This is a genomic window from Pseudomonas hunanensis (assembly GCF_013393325.1).
Taxonomy (GTDB): Bacteria; Pseudomonadota; Gammaproteobacteria; order Pseudomonadales; family Pseudomonadaceae; genus Aquipseudomonas; species Aquipseudomonas putida_P.
The window spans coordinates 325,322-345,641 of sequence record NZ_QJRC01000095.1 but is presented as its reverse complement, the minus strand read 5'-3'; the positions used below and the strand labels follow the sequence as shown (position 1 = coordinate 345,641).

17 protein-coding genes are annotated in these 20,320 nt (G+C 62.4%); 3 read left to right on the top strand and 14 right to left on the bottom strand.

Annotation, left to right across the window (positions count from 1 at the left end):
• The first annotated feature begins 110 nt into the window (after window positions 1–110).
• Window positions 111–1,676, top strand: a complete 1,566-nt coding sequence (gene mqo, locus DM807_RS18345; protein WP_060514120.1) for a malate dehydrogenase (quinone) — start codon at window positions 111–113, stop codon at window positions 1,674–1,676.
• On the opposite strand, the gene DM807_RS18340 is transcribed toward mqo, so the two are convergent.
• From DM807_RS18340 to DM807_RS18320, 5 genes are read right to left on the bottom strand one after another with little or no spacing between them, the layout of a single operon-like run.
• On the bottom strand, window positions 1,657–3,183 hold the full coding sequence (locus DM807_RS18340; protein WP_069942497.1) for an ArnT family glycosyltransferase: 1,527 nt from the start codon (window positions 3,181–3,183) through the stop codon (window positions 1,657–1,659). The genes mqo and DM807_RS18340 overlap by 20 nt on opposite strands.
• A gap of 4 nt (window positions 3,184–3,187) precedes the next feature.
• On the bottom strand, window positions 3,188–3,460 hold the full coding sequence (locus DM807_RS18335; RefSeq protein ID WP_012272480.1) for a lipid-A-disaccharide synthase N-terminal domain-containing protein: 273 nt from the start codon (window positions 3,458–3,460) through the stop codon (window positions 3,188–3,190).
• Window positions 3,457–4,200 (bottom strand): glycosyltransferase family 2 protein, encoded by a 744-nt coding sequence (locus DM807_RS18330; protein ID WP_069942498.1) that lies wholly within the window; start codon window positions 4,198–4,200, stop codon window positions 3,457–3,459. Before DM807_RS18330 ends, DM807_RS18335 begins: the two co-directional genes overlap by 4 nt.
• Before the next feature lie 34 nt (window positions 4,201–4,234).
• Window positions 4,235–5,209, bottom strand: coding sequence for an NAD-dependent epimerase/dehydratase family protein (locus tag DM807_RS18325; RefSeq protein WP_179027686.1), 975 nt, complete (start codon window positions 5,207–5,209; stop codon window positions 4,235–4,237).
• Complete coding sequence (locus DM807_RS18320) at window positions 5,197–6,534, bottom strand: UDP-glucose dehydrogenase family protein (protein ID WP_060514122.1); 1,338 nt, start codon at window positions 6,532–6,534, stop codon at window positions 5,197–5,199. The genes DM807_RS18325 and DM807_RS18320 overlap by 13 nt, the downstream gene beginning before the upstream one ends.
• A 244-nt stretch (window positions 6,535–6,778) precedes the next feature.
• On the opposite strand from DM807_RS18320, the gene DM807_RS18315 reads away from it, so the two are divergent.
• Window positions 6,779–7,825 carry a class I SAM-dependent methyltransferase gene (locus DM807_RS18315; RefSeq protein WP_060493712.1) on the top strand — a complete coding sequence of 349 codons (1,047 nt, stop codon included), beginning with the start codon at window positions 6,779–6,781 and terminating at the stop codon, window positions 7,823–7,825.
• 57 nt (window positions 7,826–7,882) lie between these two features.
• On the opposite strand, the gene DM807_RS18310 is transcribed toward DM807_RS18315, so the two are convergent.
• The 6 genes from DM807_RS18310 to yghU form a co-directional block, all read right to left on the bottom strand.
• Window positions 7,883–9,127: a saccharopine dehydrogenase family protein gene (locus tag DM807_RS18310; RefSeq protein ID WP_016394970.1), complete on the bottom strand. Its 1,245-nt coding sequence runs from the start codon at window positions 9,125–9,127 to the stop codon at window positions 7,883–7,885.
• A 33-nt stretch (window positions 9,128–9,160) separates the two neighbouring features.
• Entirely contained in the window at window positions 9,161–10,258 is a 1,098-nt protein-coding gene (locus DM807_RS18305; protein ID WP_060493713.1) for a carboxynorspermidine decarboxylase, read from the bottom strand.
• Window positions 10,259–10,443: 185 nt separating this feature from the next.
• Window positions 10,444–11,361 carry a pyridoxal-phosphate dependent enzyme gene (locus DM807_RS18300; protein ID WP_060514123.1) on the bottom strand — a complete coding sequence of 306 codons (918 nt, stop codon included), beginning with the start codon at window positions 11,359–11,361 and terminating at the stop codon, window positions 10,444–10,446.
• On the bottom strand, window positions 11,358–12,032 hold the full coding sequence (locus DM807_RS18295; RefSeq protein WP_012272473.1) for a helix-turn-helix transcriptional regulator: 675 nt from the start codon (window positions 12,030–12,032) through the stop codon (window positions 11,358–11,360). Before DM807_RS18295 ends, DM807_RS18300 begins: the two co-directional genes overlap by 4 nt.
• Window positions 12,033–12,216: 184 nt before the next feature.
• Window positions 12,217–13,920, bottom strand: coding sequence for an amidase (locus tag DM807_RS18290; protein ID WP_012272472.1), 1,704 nt, complete (start codon window positions 13,918–13,920; stop codon window positions 12,217–12,219).
• A 140-nt stretch (window positions 13,921–14,060) separates the two neighbouring features.
• The gene (gene yghU / locus DM807_RS18285; protein WP_012272471.1) at window positions 14,061–14,900 is read right to left on the bottom strand and encodes a glutathione-dependent disulfide-bond oxidoreductase; all 840 of its coding nucleotides are present in this window, start codon (window positions 14,898–14,900) and stop codon (window positions 14,061–14,063) included.
• 199 nt (window positions 14,901–15,099) lie between these two features.
• Here yghU and DM807_RS18280 point away from each other — a divergent pair, with 199 nt between their 5' ends.
• Window positions 15,100–16,146 (top strand): alpha/beta hydrolase family protein, encoded by a 1,047-nt coding sequence (locus DM807_RS18280; protein WP_012272470.1) that lies wholly within the window; start codon window positions 15,100–15,102, stop codon window positions 16,144–16,146.
• Here DM807_RS18280 and DM807_RS18275 read toward each other — a convergent pair.
• The 3 genes from DM807_RS18275 to DM807_RS18265 all read right to left on the bottom strand — a co-directional run bounded on the left by DM807_RS18275 (window position 16,108) and on the right by DM807_RS18265 (window position 20,319).
• Window positions 16,108–17,289, bottom strand: a complete 1,182-nt coding sequence (locus DM807_RS18275; RefSeq protein ID WP_179027685.1) for an MFS transporter — start codon at window positions 17,287–17,289, stop codon at window positions 16,108–16,110. The genes DM807_RS18280 and DM807_RS18275 overlap by 39 nt on opposite strands.
• Before the next feature lie 196 nt (window positions 17,290–17,485).
• The gene (locus DM807_RS18270; RefSeq protein WP_012272468.1) at window positions 17,486–19,072 is read right to left on the bottom strand and encodes an ABC-F family ATPase; all 1,587 of its coding nucleotides are present in this window, start codon (window positions 19,070–19,072) and stop codon (window positions 17,486–17,488) included.
• Window positions 19,073–19,104: 32 nt separating this feature from the next.
• Window positions 19,105–20,319, bottom strand: a complete 1,215-nt coding sequence (locus DM807_RS18265) for a site-specific integrase (protein WP_179027684.1) — start codon at window positions 20,317–20,319, stop codon at window positions 19,105–19,107.
• Window position 20,320 lies beyond the last annotated feature (1 nt).

Below are 20,320 nucleotides of genomic sequence, written 5' to 3'. Positions count from 1 at the left end.
TTTTGAGATGTGATGGATTGCAAGTGCTTGTGCGCCGGCCATACCTGAGCAAATCCGTCAGCTAAGCTTGTGGCTGAACTTATGGATAGGCACGAGGCACGGGAGAGGTTATGAAGATCACCATCAAGCCGAAACTGGCGCTGGCCGGGCTGGCCTTGGCAATCGGCATGCTCAATGCCCAGGCTGCGGAAACCAGAAAGGTCGATGTGCTGCTGGTGGGCGGCGGCATCATGAGTTCTACCTTGGCCGTGTGGCTCAACGAATTGGAGCCAGGCTGGTCGATGGAGATGGTCGAGCGCCTGGACAAAGTGGCTGAAGAAAGCTCCAACGGCTGGAACAATGCGGGTACCGGCCATTCGGCCCTGGCTGAGTTGAACTACACCCCGGAAAAGGACGGCAAGATCGACATCAGCAAAGCGGTGGAGATCAACGAGTCGTTTCAGATCACCCGGCAGTTCCTTGCTTGGCAGGTGAAGCAGGGGGTGCTGAAGAACCCGCATTCGTTCATCAACACCACCCCGCACATGAGCTTTGTCTGGGGCGATGACAATATCCGCTTTTTGAAGAAGCGCTACGAGGCCCTGCAGGCCAGCCCGCTGTTCAAGCCCATGCAGTACTCCGAAGACCATGAGCAGATTCGCAAGTGGGTACCGCTGATGATGGAGGGCCGCGACCCTAACCAGAAGCTGGCGGTGACCTGGACGCCGATTGGCACCGACGTCAACTTTGGCGAGATCACCCGGCAGTACGTGGGTTATCTGCAGACCCGACCGAACTTCGACCTCAAGCTGTCGAGCGAGGTGCAGGACATTACCCGCAACGGTGACGGTTCCTGGCACGTCGAGTACAAGAACCTCAAGGATGGCAGCAAGGCGGCCACCGATGCCAAGTTCCTGTTCATTGGTGCCGGCGGTGCCGCGTTACCGCTGCTGCAGAAGTCGGGTATCGACGAAGCCAAGGACTATGCCGGTTTCCCGGTCGGCGGCTCGTTCCTGGTCACCGACAACCCGGCCATCGCCCAGCGGCACATGGCCAAGGCCTACGGCATTGCCGCCACCGGTGCGCCGCCCATGTCGGTGCCACACCTGGACACCCGGGTGCTCGATGGCAAGCGCATGATCCTGTTCGGGCCGTTCGCCACATTCTCGACCAAGTTCCTCAAGCAAGGCTCGCTGCTCGACCTGCTTGCCAGTACCAGCGTGCACAACGCTTGGCCGATGGTGCGGGTAGGGGTCCGCGAGTTCGACCTGGTGCAGTACCTGATCGGCCAGGTGTTGCAGTCCGACAATGATCGCTTCGAAGCACTGCGCACCTACTTCCCCGAGGCGAAGAAGGAAGATTGGCGGCTGTGGCAGGCGGGCCAGCGGGTGCAGATCATCAAGAAAGACGAAGCTCTCGGTGGCGTGCTCAAGCTCGGTACCGAGGTGGTGACGTCCAAGGACGGCAGCATCGCCGGCTTGCTGGGGGCCTCGCCTGGTGCTTCGACCGCACCGCCCATCATGCTCGATGTGCTGAACAAGGTGTTCAAGGACAAGGTGGCCTCGCCCGAGTGGCAGGCGAAAATCAAGCAAATCATCCCGTCCTATGGCATTCGCCTGAACGACCACCCGGACCAGGTGCAAAAGGAGTGGGCGTATACCAACGAGGTGCTGCAGCTTAGCCCTCCTGCGCCTTAGCCCAGGTGAAGTGGTAGACGTGGTCGGGGGCAGTGGCGCGGCACTGGCCGTTGTCGGCATCGGCACCGACCACATACCACTCGGCCCGCGAGGTCTCGCCCAGCTTGCGGGCCTTGTCGGCGTTGAAACAGCGGCCCAGCTCGGTGGCTGGAACCAATGCGAACGCAGAGGGGTGCTGGCGCAGCCAGTAGGCCGCCGCATCGGCTTTGGGTTGGCCCGTGAAGCCGAAATGCACGATGGGTTGCCGGGCGAACAGCCAATGGCCCTCGCGCCAGTTGACCAGCACCAGTTCAGCACCGTCGGTGGCTTGAGCGGCGTCGCTCATCAGCGTGTCATGCGGGTTGCGGCCTTCCTTGATCGGCTCGACGAAGCCTCGGGCGAACCACAGGGCGAACCATGTCAGGGCTACGGTAGTGAAGGCCCTGCGCCAACCCGGCCGGCGCTGCCACCAGCGCTTGAGCAGCCAAGGCACCAGCGGCGCCATGGCCAGTACCAGGCCAGGCAGGGCCGGGAAGATGTAGAGCTTGCGCTTGCCGCTGCTGAGGCTGAAAAACAGCAGCACCAACGCCACCCAGCCGAGTAACAGCAGGAAGCGGCCATCGCGTTTTTGCAGTTGCCGGCGCCAGGCCGGTATCAGCCAGGGCAGGGCCAGTATCAGGGGCAGCCAGTACTTGGGGATGACCTTGACGAAGAAGTACCAGAACGGCTCGCGATGGTCCCAGGCATTGGCGTAGCGGCTGGCGGTCTGGCGCAACAGGATTTCTTTCAGGTAGGCCAGCTCTGCCGCGCCACCGCCCTGGGCGATCGACACCAACAGTGGCAGCAGCCACACCGCGCAACCGGCCAGCAACCACAGCAGCCCCAGGCTCCAGCGCCATCCCTGGCCCGGCATCGCGACCACGCCGTGCCAGCGCTGGCGTACTGCCCAGGCGTAAGGCAGCAGCATCAGCGCCGGGACAAAACCCACACCCTTACTGATGATGCCCAGGCCCATCGCCGCGCAGGCCAGGTAGAACCAGCCCCAGGCGGGCCCCAGCAGCAGGTGGCGCAGCATGCCGTAGAAGCCGAGCGCCACCCACAGGCACAGAAAACTGTCGATCTGCCCGGTGCGCAGGATGCTGTAGCTCTGGTAGGTGGCCAGGAACAGCAAAGCTGCGATTACGCCGATGCGCCGGTTCCACAGGCGCCGCCCGAGGTCATGCAGCACCCAGGTGATGGTCGCCGCCGACAGCAGCCCTGGCAGATAGAGGGCAACCTTGGGTGAGCCGGTCAGGTAGCTGAACAGTGCCACGGTCCACATGAACAACGGTGGCTTGTCGCCGTAGATCTCTGCGGCCCGGTGCGGGATGAACCAGGTGCCGCTCTGCAGCATTTCCAGGGCCACGCCGAGAAAGCGTTCTTCATCGACATTCATTGGCTGGCGCCAGCCGATACCGGCGCCCACCAACAACACGGCGAGGGCGATCAGGGCCAGGCGTTCGGCCGCAAGCGTCTTGAACTTTGGCAAAGGCCTATTCCTTCTGTTCCTGATGGCGGGCAATCAGCTGCAGGTTGCGCAGGTAAACCAGAAAGCCGAAGCTTTGGCCGATGATGAATACCGGGTCCTGGCGGTAGATGGCGTAGGTCAGCAGTAGTGCGCTGCCGAGCATGCTCAGGTACCAGAAACCCACCGGGATCACGCTGCGGCGCTTGAACTCGCTGTACAGCCACTGCAGCACGAAACGCCCGGTGAAAACGGCCTGGCCGGCAAACCCGACGATCAGCCACAGGGTTTCGCGGGTCATCCTTCAAGCTCCTGCGGGTGGCTGTCCAGGCGGGTTCGGCGGATCAGCCACCACACCCCGATCAGGTCGAGGATGCCGACCAGGGCGCGGTCCAGGTTGCCGTATTTGGAGACACCCGCGTGGCGTGGCCGGTGATTGACCGGGTGCACCAGCATGCGGCCGTTGTGGCGCAGGATCAGTGCCGGAATGTAGCGGTGCATGTGGTCGAAGTAGGGCAGGCGCAAGAAGGCTGCACGCTCGATCAGCTTCAGCCCGCAGCCGGTGTCGGGCGTGGCGTCCTTGAGCAGGCGGCTGCGCAGGCCATTGGCGAAGCGCGAGGCCCAGCGTTTGCTGGCGCTGTCACGCCGGTTGACCCGGTGCCCGGCCACCAGCTTGACGCCGCCGGTCAGGCCCTGGTTGGCACGCACCAGGGCCAGCATGCCGGGGATGTCCGCCGGGTCGTTCTGGCCGTCGCCATCCAGGGTCGCCAACCAGTGGCCGTGGGCCGCCTGGGCGGCATGCCACAGAGAGGTGCTCTGGCCCTGCGAGCGTTCGTGACGCAGGATGCGCAATTGCGTGTAGCCCTGGTTTTTCAGTTGCTGCAGTACGCTCAAGGTGCGGTCGCTGCTGCCGTCATCGACCACCAGCACCTCGTAGCGCTCGGCGGTGAGTGCAGCGCGTATCTCCATCAGCAGTGATGGCAGGTTGTCGACCTCGTTCTTGGCGGGGATCAGTACCGAGAGGTCAAGTGGATCTGTCATGAGGCTACCTGTGATCATGTTGTTATTACGTGGATCAAACCCGGTAGAAATCCCGGTACCAGCCAACGAAAGCGTTGACGCCGTGCTCCAGCGACGTGCCTGGGGAGTAGTCGATCCAGCGTGCCAGTGAGCCAACATCGGCCCAGGTCTCCAGCACGTCGCCTGCTTGCAGCGGCAGGTAGTCGCGCTGGGCCTTGATGCCCAAGGCGGCTTCCAGGCATTCGACGAATTGCAGCAGCCTTACCGGCTGCCCACGGCCGATGTTGAACAGTTGGCAGGGCGGCTGCCCCTCGGTCGGCCGGGGTGGTTTCAGGCGCAGGCGCACGATGCTTTCGACGATGTCGTCGATGTAGGTGAAGTCGCGGCCCATCAGGCCGTTGTTGTAAACCTCGATCGGCCGTCCTTCGAGCATGGCGCGGGTGAACTTGAACAGCGCCATGTCGGGCCGGCCCCAGGGGCCGTAGACGGTGAAAAAGCGCAGGCCGGTGGTTGGTATCCGATACAGGTGCGCGTAGCTGTGCGCCATCAGTTCATTGGCACGCTTGCTGGCGGCGTACAGCGAAACCGGCTGCTCGACCGGGTCATCGATGCTGAACGGCAGCTTGGCATTGGCGCCGTACACCGAGCTGCTGGAGGCGTAGATCAGGTGGCGTGGTGGCTGCTGGCGGCAGGCTTCGAGGATGTTGAGGAAACCGACCAGGTTGGCCTGCCCGTAGGCGCCAGGGTTGTCCAGCGAATAGCGCACCCCGGCCTGGGCCGCCAGGTGGATCACTTCACTGAACGCCTGCCTGGCGAACAGCTGTTGCAGGTCGGCGCTGTTGGCGATATCGAGGGTTTGGAAGCGGAAATTGGCGAAGCCGAACAGCCGTTGCAGGCGCGCCAGTTTCAGCTCGACGCTGTAGTAGGCATTGAGGTTGTCGATGCCGACTACATCGATGCCTGCCTCGCACAGGCGGCGAGCGAAATGGAAGCCGATGAAGCCGGCCACGCCGGTAATCAGTACGGGCATGCTGGCTGCACCTGGCCGCGACCAATACCGTAATAGGTGAGGCCGGCGGTGGCCATGTGCTCGGGCTCGAACAGGTTGCGCCCGTCGAATACCACCCGGTCGGCCAATTGTTGCGGCACTTTTTCCAGGTTGAGCACGCGGTAGTCCTGCCACTCGGTGATGATTACCAGCGCATCGGCACCCTCCAGTGCATCGTCCTTGCAGGGCACCAGTTGCAGGTCGGCGCGCGGGCCGTAATGCCGCAGGATTTCTTCCATCGCCTGCGGGTCATGGGCCTGTACCCGCGCGCCAGCGGCCCACAGGGCCTCCAGCAGGACCCGGCTGGAGGCCTCGCGTATGTCGTTGGTGTTGGGCTTGAACGACAACCCCCACAAGGCAAATACCTTGCCCCGCAGGCCACCGGGATAATGCCGCTGGATCTTGCTGAACAACCGGCCCTTTTGATGTTCGTTGACCGACTCCACCGCACGCAGCAACTGCGGCTCGAAGCCTTCAGCCTCGGCGCTGCGGCGCAGGGCTTGCAAGTCCTTGGGGAAGCACGAGCCGCCAAAGCCGCAACCGGCGTAGATGAAGTCATAGCCAATGCGCGGGTCGGAGCCGATGCCACGGCGCACCATCTCGATATCGGCCCCCAGGTACTCGGCCAGGTTGGCGATTTCGTTGATGAAGGAGATCTTGGTCGCCAGCATGCAGTTGGCCGCATACTTGGTCAGCTCGGCGCTGCGCGCATCCATGGTCATAAGCTTTTCGCGGTTGCGGCTGAACGGCAGGTACAGCTCGCGCAGCAATTCCACTTCGGCCGGTTCGGCGCCGCCGATGATGATGCGGTCCGGACGCATGCAATCATCCACGGCCGAGCCTTCCTTGAGAAATTCCGGGTTGCTGATGACCTGGAAATGACTGGTGTCGGCCACGGCCTGGGCTATACGCGATTTGATGCGGTGCACCGTGCCGACTGGCGCGGTGGATTTGTTGACGATCACCTTGGCGCCGTCGGCATGTTCGAGGATGCTGTCGACCACGGCAAAAACGTGCTTCAGGTCGGCGCTGCCATCGGCTTGTGGCGGAGTGCCGACTGCGATGAACTGCAGCCTGGCGTAGTGAACTGCTGCCCTGGCATCCGTGGTGAAACGCAGGCGACCGCAAGCCAGGTTTTTCTCCAGCAGCGGCGCAAGGCCGGGCTCGAAGATCGGGCAATGGCCTGCACTGAGGTTGGCAACTCGTTCGGCATCGACATCCATGCACAACACCGAATGGCCCACCTGGGCCAGGCACACTGCCTGGGTGAGGCCGACATAGCCAGTACCGAAAACCGTGACTTTCATCTAACAGCTCCTTGATAAGAAAGCTGAAAAAAAATGTCACATTGTTGTTTAGGAATTGTTACCCAGCGGATGATTCCGTGGGCTGCGCGGCCGCGATGCCACTTCACCTGGGGAGACCATCTAAACTTACAGACGGCTCGCGGTCATGTGTTTCAACGCGATCCGTAACCCTTGAACCGACCACCGCCTCCCAGGAGCGGATGTCCCTCGCTGGCGATGGCCTTCTTGCAGAGGAGGGCAGGTCATGGACGAGGCAAGGCTTCACGATTTCATGGGCAAGCTGGTGAACGACATGGGCGCAGCGGCGACACTGGCCAATGTCATCCTCGGCGATGAGCTGGGGCTGTACCGGGCCATGGCCGACAGCCAGGCGGTTACCCCCGAGCAACTGGCGGAAAAGACCGGCTGTCATCCGCGGTTGGTGCGCGAATGGTTGAATGCACAGGCGGCATCGGGCTATGTGGTGCATGACAAGGGCCGCTTCGTACTGCCTGAAGAGCAGGCCATGGCCCTGGCGCTGGAGGATTCCCCGGCTTACATGGCCGGCGGTGCAGCCGTGGTGGCGGCGCTGTTCCATGATAAGGACAAGCTGGTAGCCGCCATGCGCGGCGATGGCGGTCTGGCCTGGGGCGACCACCATCCGTGCATGTTCAGCGGCACCGAGCGGTTCTTCCGGCCGGGGTACCGCACCTTTCTGGTGGCCAATTGGCTGCCGGCGCTGGAGGGTGTGGTGGCCAAGCTGCAAGCGGGCGCCAAGGTGGCAGACGTGGGGTGCGGCCATGGTGCCTCGACGCTGGTCATGGCGCAGGCGTTTCCGGCGTCGACCTTCGTGGGGTACGACTATCACGGGCCTTCGATCGTCACCGCCAACCAGCGTGCACGTGAGGCGGGCTTGGTGGAGCGGGTGGGTTTCCAGCAGGCCAGCGCCAAGGACTACCCTGGGCATGACCACGACCTGGTTTGCTTCTTCGACTGCCTGCACGACATGGGTGACCCGGTGGGGGCAGCCAAGCATGCCTATCGTGCTTTGAAACCTGACGGCACGGTGATGTTGGTAGAGCCTTATGCCGAGGACTCGCTGGACGGCAACCTGACGCCGGTCGGGCGGTTGTTCTATGCGGCGTCGACGTTCATCTGCACGCCAAACTCGTTGTCGCAGGAAGTGGGGCTGGGGTTGGGCGCGCAGGCCGGCGAGGCGCGTTTGCGGGCAGTGTTCGAGGAGGCGGGGTTCAGCCGGTTCCGGCGGGCGACGCAGACGCCGTTCAACCTGATTCTGGAGGCCCGCAAGTAGGGGCCTGGCCTGCAAAAGCAGAAGGGGCGCCCTGTTGGCGCCCCTTCTGTTTACGGCTTAGGCTTCAGCGTCCCAAGGACGATCGCCTTTTTCATCTTTGACGCGGGTCGGCAAGCCCATCACATCCAGCGCCTTGAGGAACGGCTCTGCTGGCAGCTCTTCGACGTTGACCATGCGCTTGGCATCCCATTCACCACGGGCAACCAGCAGGGCGGCAGCCACTGGCGGTACACCGGCGGTGTAGGAAATGCCCTGGCTGTCGGTCTCGGCGTAGGCTTCTTCGTGGTCGGCCACGTTGTAGATGAACACTTCGCGCGGCTGGCCATCCTTGGTGCCTTTTACCAGGTCACCGATGCAGGTCTTGCCGGTGTAGCCAGGGGCCAGCGAGGCTGGGTCTGGCAGTACGGCCTTGACCACTTTCAGCGGTACCACTTCCAGGCCTTCGGCGGTTTTCACCGGTTGCTCGCTGAGCAGGCCCAGGTTTTTCAGCACGGTGAACACGTTGATGTAGTGCTCGCCGAAGCTCATCCAGAAACGCACGTTCGGCACGTTGAGGTTCTTCGAAATCGAGTGAACTTCATCGTGGCCGGTCAGGTACAGGTTTTGCGAGCCTACTACTGGCAGGTCGTCGGTACGCTTGACCTCGAACATGGTGTTGCTGGTCCACTGGCTGTTCTGCCAGCTCCACACTTGCCCGGTGAACTCGCGGAAGTTGATTTCCGGGTCGAAGTTGGTGGCAAAGTACTTGCCATGCGAACCGGCATTGACGTCGAGGATGTCGATCGAATCAATGCTGTCGAAATACTGCTGCTGCGCAAGTTTTGCGTAGCTGTTCACCACACCCGGGTCGAAACCGACGCCGAGAATGGCGGTAATGTTCTTTTGTTGGCACTCTTCGAGGTGTTTCCACTCGTAGTTGCCGTACCACGGCGGGGTCTCGCAAATTTTGCCCGGCTCTTCGTGGATGGCGGTGTCCAGATAGGCGACACCGGTATCGATGCAGGCACGCAGCACCGACATGTTGAGGAAGGCGGAACCCACGTTGATCACGATCTGCGATTCGGTTTCGCGGATCAGTGCCTTGGTCGCCTCGACATCGAGGGCGTTGAGCGAGAAGGCCTGGATGTCGGCGGGTACCTTGAGGCTACCCTTGGCCTTGACGCTGTCGATGATGGCCTGGCATTTGGAGATGTTCCGTGACGCGATAGCGATACGACCCAGTTCGTCGTTATGCTGTGCGCACTTGTGGGCCACCACCTTGGCGACACCTCCTGCACCAATGATAAGAACGTTCTTCTTCAATTTACCCTTTGCTCCTTACTTGGAAAGCCGGTCTTACGACAGGCTGGAAACGTAGTCTTCAAAACCGAACTCGCGGACGACTTCGACGCTGCCGTCGAGTTGCTTGACCACGATGGACGGCATTTTCAGACCGTTGAACCAGTTTTTCTTGACCATGGTGTACCCCGCCGTGTCGATGAACGACAGGCGATCGCCAATGGCCAACGGACGATCGAATTGGTACTCGCCGAAGATGTCACCGGCCAGGCACGACTTGCCGCAGACCATATAGGTGTGCTCGCCGTCGTTGGGGGCCATCTTGGCGTTGAGGCGGTAAATCAGCAGGTCGAGCAGGTGCGCTTCGATCGAACTGTCGACCACGGCCAGGTGCTTGCCGTTGTACAGGGTGTCGAGCACGGTCACTTCCAGCGAGGCGCTGTTGGTGATGGCGGCTTCGCCGGGCTCCAGGTACACCTGCACACCGTAGGTTTGCGAGAAGGCCTTGAGGCGCGCGCAGAAGGCGTCTACCGCATAGTCTTCACCGGTGAAGTGAATGCCGCCACCGAGGCTGACCCACTCGACCTTGTGCAGCAGGTGGCCGAAACGCTCTTCGATGTGCGTGAGCATCTTGTCGAACAGGCCGAAGTCACCGTTCTCGCAGTTGTTGTGGAACATGAAGCCGGAGATCTGTTCGATCACCTGTTCGATCTTGGCCGGGTCCCATTCGCCCAGGCGGCTGAACGGGCGGGCCGGGTCGGCCAGCAGGTAGTCGGAGCTGCTGACCTGCGGGTTGACGCGCAGACCACGCACTTTACCTTCGGACTGTTCGGCAAAACGCTGCAGCTGGCCGATCGAGTTGAAGATGATCTTGTCGCAGTTCTCGAGCATCTCCTCGACCTCGTCGTCGGCCCAGGCCACGCTGTAGGCGTGGGTTTCGCCGGCGAACTTCTGGCGGCCGAGCTTGAGCTCGAAGAGGGAGGACGAGGTGGTGCCGTCCATGTACTGCTGCATCAGGTCGAACACCGACCAGGTGGCGAAGCACTTGAGGGCGAGCAGCGCCTTGGCACCGGAGTGTTCACGCACGTAGGCGATCTTCTCCATGTTGCTGAGCAGCTTGGTTTTATCGATGAGGTAATACGGCGTCTTGATCATTTAAAGGCCCCCGGCCAGGCCGGCCAAAAAAAGGACACGCATTGTGCCTTCACTTGCCGCAGACCGAAAGGGTGGGATACGCATTTCGTCAGGGTTGACGCCATTGCGAGGGCAATTTCGGTTGCGGCGGGCCTAGTAGATCAGGTGCATATGACTATCGTAATCACCACCGACAGGTGGCAGCTTCAATCTGCCTGCCGCAACCACGCCTGAATTTGCTCAAGCGTTGCCGTAGCGCCGCCACACACCACCACCAGCACATTCTGGTATTGCGCCAGGGCGCCCGGCGCATACGCTAATGCCAATGCTGCGCCACAGGCGGGTTCCACCAGCAGGCGATGGTCCAGCAGGAATCGCTCACAGGCCTCCAATGCCGCACGATCGGTGACCAGGTGGCTGTGTACCGGGTGTTGCTGTGCGCAGGCTAGCGCCTGATCGGCGACCCGCTTTGCCCCCAGCGAGGTCGCCACCGAGGCGATGCGCTCCAGCTCAACCGAATGTCCCGCCTGAAGGGCCGCGTGCAGCGACGCGGCGCCATTGGTTTCCACCGCCAGCACCGGTACATCACCCCAGCCATTGCGCTGCAGCCCCTCCACCACGCCGCTGAGCAACCCGCCACCGCCTACCGACAGCACCACGGCGTCCGGTTTCACGCCGGCTTCGGCGACTTCATCGATCAGGCTGGCATGCCCGGCCCACAGCAGCGGGTCGTCAAACGGGTGGATAAACGCATCATTCGGCCCTACCAAGGTCTGCGCCAGTGCGTTCGCCTCCTGCCAGGAACTGCCATGCACCACCACGTTGGCGTCTTCCAGGCGCAGCAACTCCTTGGCCCGCTCGGTAGTGGTCTCGGGGACGACCACGGTCACCGGCACACCCAGCTTGCGGCCCGCATAGGCCACCGCCAGGCCGGCGTTGCCGCCCGAGGAAGAGATGAACTGCCGAGCGCCACGGGCTTGATGCACTTCGCAGGCGTGGCCCACCCCACGCAGCTTGAACGAGCCGCAAGGTTGCAGAGCATCGAGCTTGAGCCAGATGTTTCGGCCCGCGACCAACGACAGCGAGCGGGATTCGATCAGGGGTGTGTGGATATGCAAGGTCATTGGCTGGCTCCGCGCAGTTGTTCAAGGTAGTTGTAAATGGTGTAGCGGGTTACGCCGAGGGCACTGGCGGCCTTTTCCACGCCGCCTTTGACGATGAACAGGCCGCGCTCCTGCATGACCTGTACGGCCTCGACCTTGGCCTGTTTGTTCATCCGGCCCTGGCCGCTGCGTTGCAAGGCAGCCTGAATGATCTCGCTCATCAGCAGTTCCATGTCGGCGGGTTCGTTGACGGCAGGCGTGGCCCCCAGCGGTTGGAACTGCTGGAGAAAGCTCATGGCGGCGTCCAGGCCGGTGACGTCGGTGTTGACGCAGAGGCTGGCGAAGGGGTGGCCGTTGCTGTCGCGAAAGATTGCGGTGGCGCTGCGCAGCGTGCGGCCCTTGAGCGTGGTGGGGTAGTCGGGCAGTACCACCGGCTCGCAGCCATGCTGCTCGGCCGAGGCCTGCATCAGCGCCTTGAAGCCTTGGTCCTGCTCCGGGGCGGCGAGGATCGGGCTGCCGACGCTACGGCCGGAGAGATGGCCGTTGACGATCGCCACCACGGAATGCTCCGGGTGGTCCAGGTCGTGCAGCAGGATTTCCATGTTGCGTGCGGCAACGCTGCCCAAGGCCTGGATGGCGGCTTTGAGCACGGTGAGGGTGAGGTGGCGTTCTTCAGCGGGGGAAATGGGCATGACAAATCGCACAATTCAACTTTTTGTGCATTTTTACACAAAAAGTTGAATTGTGCGATTTGCTTTTTCAGGCCCATTCGCGGGTGAACCCGCCCCCACAGGATCGCCACAAGCCTTGAGACCTGCGCAGTACCTGTGGGAGCGGGTTTGCCCGCGAATGGGCCGCAAAGCGGCCGCTGTAAATTCAGCCCAGAGTTGGAGTGCGCGGCGGGATCATGCGGCGCGAGCCGGTCGCCTCGAAGGCCGCACCAAAGCTCAGCAGCGCATTGTCGCTGTAGGCTCGGCCGGCAAAGGTCAACCCCACCGGCATGCCGATATCGGCCATCACGCCCATTGGCACGGTCACGGTCGGTACGCCCAGATGGCGGATCGCCAGGTTACCGTTGGCCACCCAGATGCCGTTGCTCCAGGCGATGTCCGCCGACGCCGGGTTGACGTCGGCGTCAGCCGGGCCAACGTCCGCTACGGTTGGGAACAGCACCGCATCCAGGCCCAGCTTGTCCATCCAGTCTTCCAGGTCCAGCTTGCGGGTCTGCTCCAGGCCGCGCAGGCCATCTGGCAGGGTCTCGATCTGGTCCCAGGTCTTCAGGCCGCGCTTGGCCATGTTGACGTACTCGTCCATGCCCGCCGCCAGGTCGTCCTCGCGGTTGGGCAGGGTGCCTGGGTCGTGTGGGAAAATCTGTGGGCCATCGACATCGGCCAGGCGGTTGAGCTTGGGGTCGTCATTGGCACGCAGGAAGTCGTCGAAGCCCCAGCCCGAAAGCTCCCACAGTTCGTCATGGAGGAACTCCTTGCTGACGATACCGCGGTTGTAAACGGTCGGTGCGCCCGGGCGGTCGCCTTCGCAGTTGGACACCAGCGGGAAGTCCACTTCCAGCACTTGCGCACCGGCCGCTTCCAGGGCCTGGCGCGCTTGCTGCCACAGGTCGATGACCGTGGCGCGGGTGTTGATGCGTTGGCCAGTCGGGCCGCCGATGCCCGGTTTTTCGGAGGTACCGGCCTCGGTGTCGGCATTGATGTACATGCGTGGCACGCCAAAGCGCTTGCCCTTGAGCGCGCTGGCATCTACCGCCAGGTCCAGGTACGACGCCGGGCGCACCTTGGAGGCCGCCGGAATCGGCACCCACGGTTGCAGGCGCCACAGGTCGCCGCGCTTGTCGACGTCATCGGCGACCACCACGTCGAGAATTTCCAGTAGGTCGGCCATGGTGCGTGCATAAGGCACCACCACGTCCATGGTCGGGGTCAGCGGCCAGTTGCCACGCACCGAAATCACCCCGCGCGATGGGGTATAGGCGCACAGGCCGTTGTTGGACGCCGGGCCACGGCCGCTGGACCAGGTTTCTTCGGCCAGGCCGAAGGCACTGAAGCTGGCGGCGGTGGCGGTGCCGGCGCCGTTGGACGAGCCCGAGGCGAACGGCGCGGTCAGGTAGTTGGCGTTGTAAGGGCTTTCGGCGCGGCCATAGACACCGCGCTGCATGCCACCGTTAGCCATGGGCGGCATGTTGGTCTTGCCCAGGCACACGGCACCCGCGGCGCGCAGGCGCTCGATGGTGAAGGCGTCGCGCTGGGCGACCAGGTTCTTGAAGGCAGGGCTGCCGGAAGCGGCAGTCAGGCCCTTGACCAGGTAGCTGTCTTTGGCAGTGTAGGGAATGCCGTCCAGTGGGCTCAGCACCTGGCCCTTGGCACGGCGGGCGTCGGAGGCCTCGGCCTCTTTCAGCGCCTCCGGGTTGCGTACCACTACGGCGTTCAGGGCCGTGGCCGTGTCGGCGCCATCGTAGGCATCGATACGTGCCAGATAGGCCTTGACCAGCTCGACCGCCGTCGTGCGGCCCGACTCGAGCGCGTCGCGCAGCGCGGCAATGGAAACCTCGGTTACCTCGATCATGCGTTCACCAAAAAAATGTGCAGGTGGGGGCTAGTGCGAGGAGTGTACAAGAAGGGCTTGGTGGGCGCAGGTTTGCGCAGGGGCAAATGGTTTTATGCAGGCGGGCATTGTCGGGGTCGCGCAGCGACCCCGGCCAGCAGTTAATCCAGGTCTGCCGCTGAATGGCGCTCCGGCACCTGGCTGTCTTCATCGCCCCAGGTACGGTTGACACGGGTACCGCGTTGTACCGCCGGGCGCAGGGCAATTTCCTCGGCCCAGCGCTGTACGTTGGGGTATTCGTCAACCGCCAGGAACTCAGCGGCGCCGTACAAGTTGCCGCGCACCAGCTGGCCATACCAAGGCCACACGGCAATGTCGGCGATACTGTACTCCTCGCCGCCCAGGTAGCGGCTCTCGCCCAGACGGCGGTCGAGTACATCCAGTTGACGCTTGGCTTCCATGGTGAAGCGGTTGATGGCGTACTCGAATTTTTCTGGGGCATATACGTAGAAGTGGCCAAAGCCACCGCCCAGGTAGGGTGCAGCGCCCATCTGCCAGAACAGCCAGTTCAGGCTCTCGGTACGTGCAGCTGGCGATTTTGGCAGCAGTGCACCGAACTTGTCCGCCAGGTACAGCAGGATCGAACCCGATTCGAATACCCGTACAGGCGGTTCGACGCTGCGGTCGAGCAGGGCAGGGATCTTCGAGTTGGGGTTGACCTGGACAAAGCCACTGGAAAACTGGTCGCCTTCGCCGATGCGGATCAGCCAGGCATCGTATTCGGCATTGGCGTGGCCCAAGGCGAGCAGTTCTTCAAGGGCAATGGTGACCTTCACCCCATTGGGCGTGGCAAGGGAATACAGCTGCAGCGGGTGCTTGCCTAGCGGTAGCTCCTTGTCGTGAGTCGGGCCGGCAACCGGGCGGTTGATGCTGGCGAACTGGCCGCCGGACGCTGCGTCGTTGCGCCAGACCTTGGGTGGCACGTAGGCGGGCTTGCTCATGCATGAATCTCCTTCATTGGCGCGAAACGGTCACGTAAGACGTGGACCTGCATCTATGCCACGGGTTCGACGCAATGCGCAAATGCATAGGGCGCAAGCGCGACATGCATGACGGCGTTTTCATCCAGTTTTCATCCGGCACAGGCCCGGCCGGTTTTATGCTGGGCCATCACTTCGCCCTGCAAGGAACCGCCGGCCGATGACCATTCCTCGCTGCTTGTTGGCGCTGGCTCTGCTCGGCGGCCTGTTGGCCCGCGCCGAAGCCGCGCCCTGGGTTGCCGGCCTGCACCACATGACCCTGGCCGACCCGGTCGATAGCCGCCCGATGCAAGCGTTGGCGTTCTACCCGGCCAATGGCGCAACCCGGAGCAGCCGCATAGATGGGTACCCGGTCGAAGTGGCCGAAGAAGCGCCCGTTGCCATGGGCCGGTTCCCGTTACTGGTACTGTCTCACGGCAATAACGGCAGCCCGTTGGCCTTGCACTACCTTGCCACGTCGTTGGCGCGCCAAGGGTTCGTGGTGGTCGCGGTGGTGCACCCAGGGGACAACGCGCGCGACCACAGTCGCCTGGGCACCCTGAGCAATCTTTATGGGCGGCCGCTGCAAGTCAGCGCCGCCATTAGCGCTGCACGCGATGATGCCGTGGTCGGGCCCTATCTGAATGAAGGCAAGGTGGGCGTGATCGGCTACTCGGCAGGCGGCGAAACCGCGTTGATCCTGTCTGGCGCGCGCCCTGATCTGGATCGGTTGCGTCAGTATTGCCTAGAGCGCCCGAATGACGCTGACGCCTGCAAGACCCACGGCATACTGATCGCCGACCGCAGCGAGCTCGCGCCTGAGGCTGATCCGCGAGTGGGTGCTGTGATGTTGATGGCGCCGCTAAGCCTATTGTTCGGTCGTCATGCACTGGCCGGGGTGCAGATACCCGCGCTGATCTACAGCGGCGACAGCGATCAACTGGTGGCCGTGGACCGAAATGCCGAAGCCTTGGCCCGCAAGCTGCCAGTCACGCCAGACTATCGCCTGTTGGCCGGTGCCGGGCATTTCGTGTTCATGGCCCATTGCGATGCCGAGCAATATGCGCGGATGCCGGCGCTGTGCAAGGACGCCGACGGCGTCGACAGGCGGCATATCCATCGCTCGCTGCAACGTGAAACGGCAGCATTTTTCAGCCAGGCTTTGGGGGCACCAGAGCCCGCCGAACGCTCAGCTGCGACGGGCACGCCGCGCCAGCAGCAACGTTAGGCCGACCCCGGCCAGGGCGAGCAGGGCCGCCACGCAGAAAATCGAGGCATAGCCCAGGTGCACGGCTACGGCCCCCATCACGGGGCCGGCGATGGCCAGCGCCATGTCGAAGAACACCGCATAGGCACCCAACCCCGCGCCGCGGCTGCTGCTGGGCACCTGCTTGATCGCCTCCACGCCCAGTGCCGGGTACACCAGCGAGAGCCCGAAACCGGTCAGCCCGGCGCCAACCAGCGCCCAGGGCGGCGAGGGCGCCAGCCACAGCAGGCACAGGCCGAGCACTTCGGTGGCCATGCAGGCTACTGCCACGTTGTAGCCACCAAAGCGGTTGACCGCGTTGACGAACAGCAGCCGCGAAATGATGAAGCACACACCGAACGCACTCAGGCACCAGGCCGCGCCTGCCCAGCCGCGCTCGAGGTAGTAGAGGGTAACGAAGGTGGTCAGGGTGCCGTAGCCGATCGAGGCCAAGGTCAGGCCCAGGCCACACGGCGCAACCCGGCCGAACGCTGACCAGAAGGGCAGACGCTCGCCGCGTACCACTACCACGCCGGGGCGCTTGCGCAGCACCAGCAGAGCAAGGGTTGCCAGTACCAGCAAGGTCGGCCCCAGTACGCTGAAGTCCAGCCCGTCCACGGCCAGTACGCCCAGCGGTGCACCGATGGCGATAGCGCCATAGGAGGCGATACCGTTCCATGAGATCACCCTGGCCGTGTGCTCGGGGCCGACCTGGCTGATGCCCCAGCTCAAGGTGGCCACCCCGATCAACCCTTGGGCGACACCCAGTAGCAAACGCCCGCCGAGTAACAGGGTCAGGCTCAGCAGTGGGGCGCTCAAGGTCCAGGCCGAGAACAACGTCAGCACACCGCAACCGGCAATCCCCAACAGGCCGAAGCGGATGGCCCGTTTACCACCCAAGGTGTCCGCCACCTTCCCCGCAAACGGGCGGCTAAGCAGCGTGGCCAGGTATTGCAGGCCAATCGTTACCCCAGCGATCACTGCGCCAAAGCCGAGTTGGTCGTGCACATAGCTGGGCAGTACTGCAATCGGCAAGCCGATGCAGAGGAAGGCAATGAAGGTGTAGAAAACGATCGACAGGATCTGCAGCGTATTGCTGGTGGGGGCGGGTTGTTGCGCGGTCATGGGCTCTTCGCGGGCGGGCGGTTGGGCGTGGCCCCATCATGGCCGCTGCGCGAAATAAATGAAAGCAGGCTAACGAATTACTCGTCGGGGGATACCCACCTTCAGGATTGGTAGCAGGTACTTCACCTGTAGGAGCAGCCTTGTGCTGCCAAGAGGCCGGCCCAGCCACCTCAGATGGCCAGGCCTTACCCGTCAATCAGACCAATACGCCCTGGCTACGCAGGTAATCGTCATAGGTACCGCTGAAGTCCACCACGCCATCGGGCGACAGCTCGATGATGCGCGTGGCCAGCGACGACACGAATTCGCGGTCGTGGCTGACGAACAGCAGGGTGCCTGGGTAGTTTTCCAGCGCCAGGTTCAGCGCCTCGATCGATTCCATGTCCAGGTGGTTGGTCGGCTCGTCCATTACCAGCACGTTCGGCTTCTGCAGGATCAGCTTGCCGAACAGCATGCGACCTTGCTCACCACCGGAAATCACCTTCACCGACTTGAGGATTTCGTCGTTGGAGAACAGCATCCGCCCCAAGGTGCCGCGGATCACTTGCTCGCCGGAGGTCCACTGGCCCATCCAGTCGAACAGGCTCAGGTCGTCTTCGAAGTCGTGGGCGTGGTCCTGGGCGTAGTAGCCCACCTCAGCGCTGTCGGTCCACTTCACCGAGCCTGCATCCGGGGTCATTTCGCCAACCAGGGTGCGCAGCAGGGTGGTTTTGCCAATACCGTTGGGGCCGATGATTGCAACGCGCTCGCCCGCTTCGACGGTAATGTCGAAGTTCTTAAACAGCACCTTGTCGTCGAAGGCTTTGGCCATTTTTTCGACGACCACTGCCTGGCGGTGCAGCTTTTTCGTCTGCTCGAAGCGAATGAACGGGCTGACGCGGCTGGACGGCTTGACCTCGGCCAGTTGGATCTTGTCGATCTGCTTGGCACGCGAAGTCGCCTGCTTGGCTTTCGAGGCGTTGGCCGAGAAGCGGCTGACGAAGGTCTGCAGCTCGGCGATCTGGGCCTTTTTCTTGGCGTTGTCCGACAGCAGTTGCTCACGCGACTGGGTGGCCGCGGTCATGTACTCGTCATAGTTGCCAGGGAACAGGCGCAGTTCGCCGTAATCCAGGTCAGCCATGTGGGTGCAGACGCTGTTGAGGAAGTGCCGGTCGTGGGAAATGATGATCATGGTGCTGTTACGCGCCGTGAGGATCGTTTCCAGCCAGCGAATGGTGTTGATGTCCAGGTGGTTGGTCGGTTCGTCGAGCAGCAGCACGTCCGGGTCCGAGAACAGCGCCTGGGCCAGCAGTACACGCAGCTTCCAGCCCGGTGCCACTTCGCTCATCGGGCCGAAGTGCTGCTCCAGCGGAATACCCAGGCCCAGCAGCAGTTCACCGGCACGGGATTCGGCGGTGTAGCCGTCCATTTCAGCGAATTCGGTTTCCAGCTCGGCGACGGCCATGCCGTCTTCCTCGGTCATTTCCGGCAGCGAGTAGATACGGTCACGCTCGGCCTTGACCTTCCACAATTGGCCGTGGCCCATGATCACCGTGTCGATCACGGTGAATTCCTCGTAGGCGAACTGGTCTTGGCGCAGTTTACCCAGGCGGGTGTTCGGCTCGAGCATGACCTGGCCACCGGACGGCTCCAGGTCACCGCCAAGGATTTTCATGAAGGTCGACTTGCCGCAACCGTTGGCGCCGATCAGGCCGTAGCGGTTGCCGTTGTTGAATTTGACGGAAACGTTTTCGAACAGCGGCTTGGAGCCGAACTGCATGGTGATGTTAGCTGTGGAGATCAAGTGCTTGTCCTGCGGGGGTTCCAGAGGTGTATTTAGGCCTTCGTGTCAGTTTTGGGCCAATTTTGGGCCAATTCGACTCGGGGCGGCAGCTTCTCCAGCTCCCTCCAGTCCGAGGAGGAGCTGATCCATTTCGCGTAGGTAGAAAGCAACATCTCAACGCTGTGGCCAAGCTGGTTCGCTATGAACGCAGGGTTCATCCCAGACATTAGGCACATGGTTGCGTAGGTGTGGCGGGTGTCGTACTGACGGCGTTCACGGATGTTCAGCGCCTTGAGCGCTGATTTGAAGTGGCGGATTGTAACACTTGGCTCGTTGATCCACAGCCCACCTTTGCTCGGTTGGAACACAAATGGGCTTACAGGGTGGGCCGATTTGGATGCCATGCGTCGAAGTGTCGCCATCCGCTGGGCCTGATTGATGGCGTTCAGCGCGCGCTCGTTGAGCAACACCACCCGGTGATACTTGGTCTTCGTACGTTCCTCAGGCGCCCGATTGACGATGATTCGGCGAATCGTTGCTGATCGCTGATCCAGGTCGACATCCTCCCACTTCAGGCCCATGGCTTCGCCAGGCCGGACCCCGGTGAAGAAGCAGAACTCGAAGAACGCAGCGTAGATCTGGCAGTATTTCTGAAGAGTCGTGTAGAGGTGCGAGATAATCGTCTCTGCCTCCGACCTGGTGTAAGGGTCCACAACTTTTTTTACAACCCTAGGTTTGTCGAGCGATGCGGTAGGGTTCTTGGTGATCAAACCGTCGAAAACCGCTGTTTTGAACACGCTCGCCAGCTTGATGATTGCATTGCGCTTGACCCCGACCGACGTCCATTGGATCTGCGAGATAACTCCACGAAGCATGGTAGGCGTGATCATGTCGATCCGGCGTAAGCCGAGGTAGGGCATCCAATAGATGTTGAAGACGCTCTTGTAGTTGTCCCGGGTGCCCTGAACGATGTCTCGACTATCCAGCCACATCTGTGTGTAGGCGCCCAGGCTAGGAATAGTATCTGCAGCTTGCCGTGCCGCCTCCGAGCCCGGGAAGAGCTCGGCGTACTTCTCGTCATCAAGCAAGTTGTGCCGAATGAGGTTGACTACTTGATCACGTAAACGGCTGGCAGCTTTGATCCCCTGCGCTGTCGGGGGATGTGCGACGGTTTCCCCGCGACGCTCACCGTTCCAAGTGAAACGGATTCGGAGCGAGTCTCCTCGGATTTCAATTCCAGGGGGCAGACCCACAGGCTTTCGAGCCATT

What these genes read in the sequence shown, in the direction of transcription:
- DM807_RS18320 (WP_060514122.1), bottom strand. Translation starts at nt 6,534, where the DNA reads ATGAAAGTCACGGTTTTCGGTACTGGCTATGTCGGCCTCACCCAGGCA.
- DM807_RS18300 (WP_060514123.1), bottom strand. Translation starts at nt 11,361, where the DNA reads ATGACCTTGCATATCCACACACCCCTGATCGAATCCCGCTCGCTGTCG.
- DM807_RS18330 (WP_069942498.1), bottom strand. Translation starts at nt 4,200, where the DNA reads ATGACAGATCCACTTGACCTCTCGGTACTGATCCCCGCCAAGAACGAG.
- DM807_RS18315 (WP_060493712.1), top strand. Translation starts at nt 6,779, where the DNA reads ATGGACGAGGCAAGGCTTCACGATTTCATGGGCAAGCTGGTGAACGAC.
- DM807_RS18335 (WP_012272480.1), bottom strand. Translation starts at nt 3,460, where the DNA reads ATGACCCGCGAAACCCTGTGGCTGATCGTCGGGTTTGCCGGCCAGGCC.
- DM807_RS18305 (WP_060493713.1), bottom strand. Translation starts at nt 10,258, where the DNA reads ATGATCAAGACGCCGTATTACCTCATCGATAAAACCAAGCTGCTCAGC.
- DM807_RS18295 (WP_012272473.1), bottom strand. Translation starts at nt 12,032, where the DNA reads ATGCCCATTTCCCCCGCTGAAGAACGCCACCTCACCCTCACCGTGCTC.
- DM807_RS18325 (WP_179027686.1), bottom strand. Translation starts at nt 5,209, where the DNA reads ATGCCCGTACTGATTACCGGCGTGGCCGGCTTCATCGGCTTCCATTTC.
- mqo (WP_060514120.1), top strand. Translation starts at nt 111, where the DNA reads ATGAAGATCACCATCAAGCCGAAACTGGCGCTGGCCGGGCTGGCCTTG.
- yghU (WP_012272471.1), bottom strand. Translation starts at nt 14,900, where the DNA reads ATGAGCAAGCCCGCCTACGTGCCACCCAAGGTCTGGCGCAACGACGCA.
- DM807_RS18275 (WP_179027685.1), bottom strand. Translation starts at nt 17,289, where the DNA reads ATGACCGCGCAACAACCCGCCCCCACCAGCAATACGCTGCAGATCCTG.
- DM807_RS18265 (WP_179027684.1), bottom strand. Translation starts at nt 20,319, where the DNA reads ATGGCTCGAAAGCCTGTGGGTCTGCCCCCTGGAATTGAAATCCGAGGA.
- DM807_RS18280 (WP_012272470.1), top strand. Translation starts at nt 15,100, where the DNA reads ATGACCATTCCTCGCTGCTTGTTGGCGCTGGCTCTGCTCGGCGGCCTG.
- DM807_RS18290 (WP_012272472.1), bottom strand. Translation starts at nt 13,920, where the DNA reads ATGATCGAGGTAACCGAGGTTTCCATTGCCGCGCTGCGCGACGCGCTC.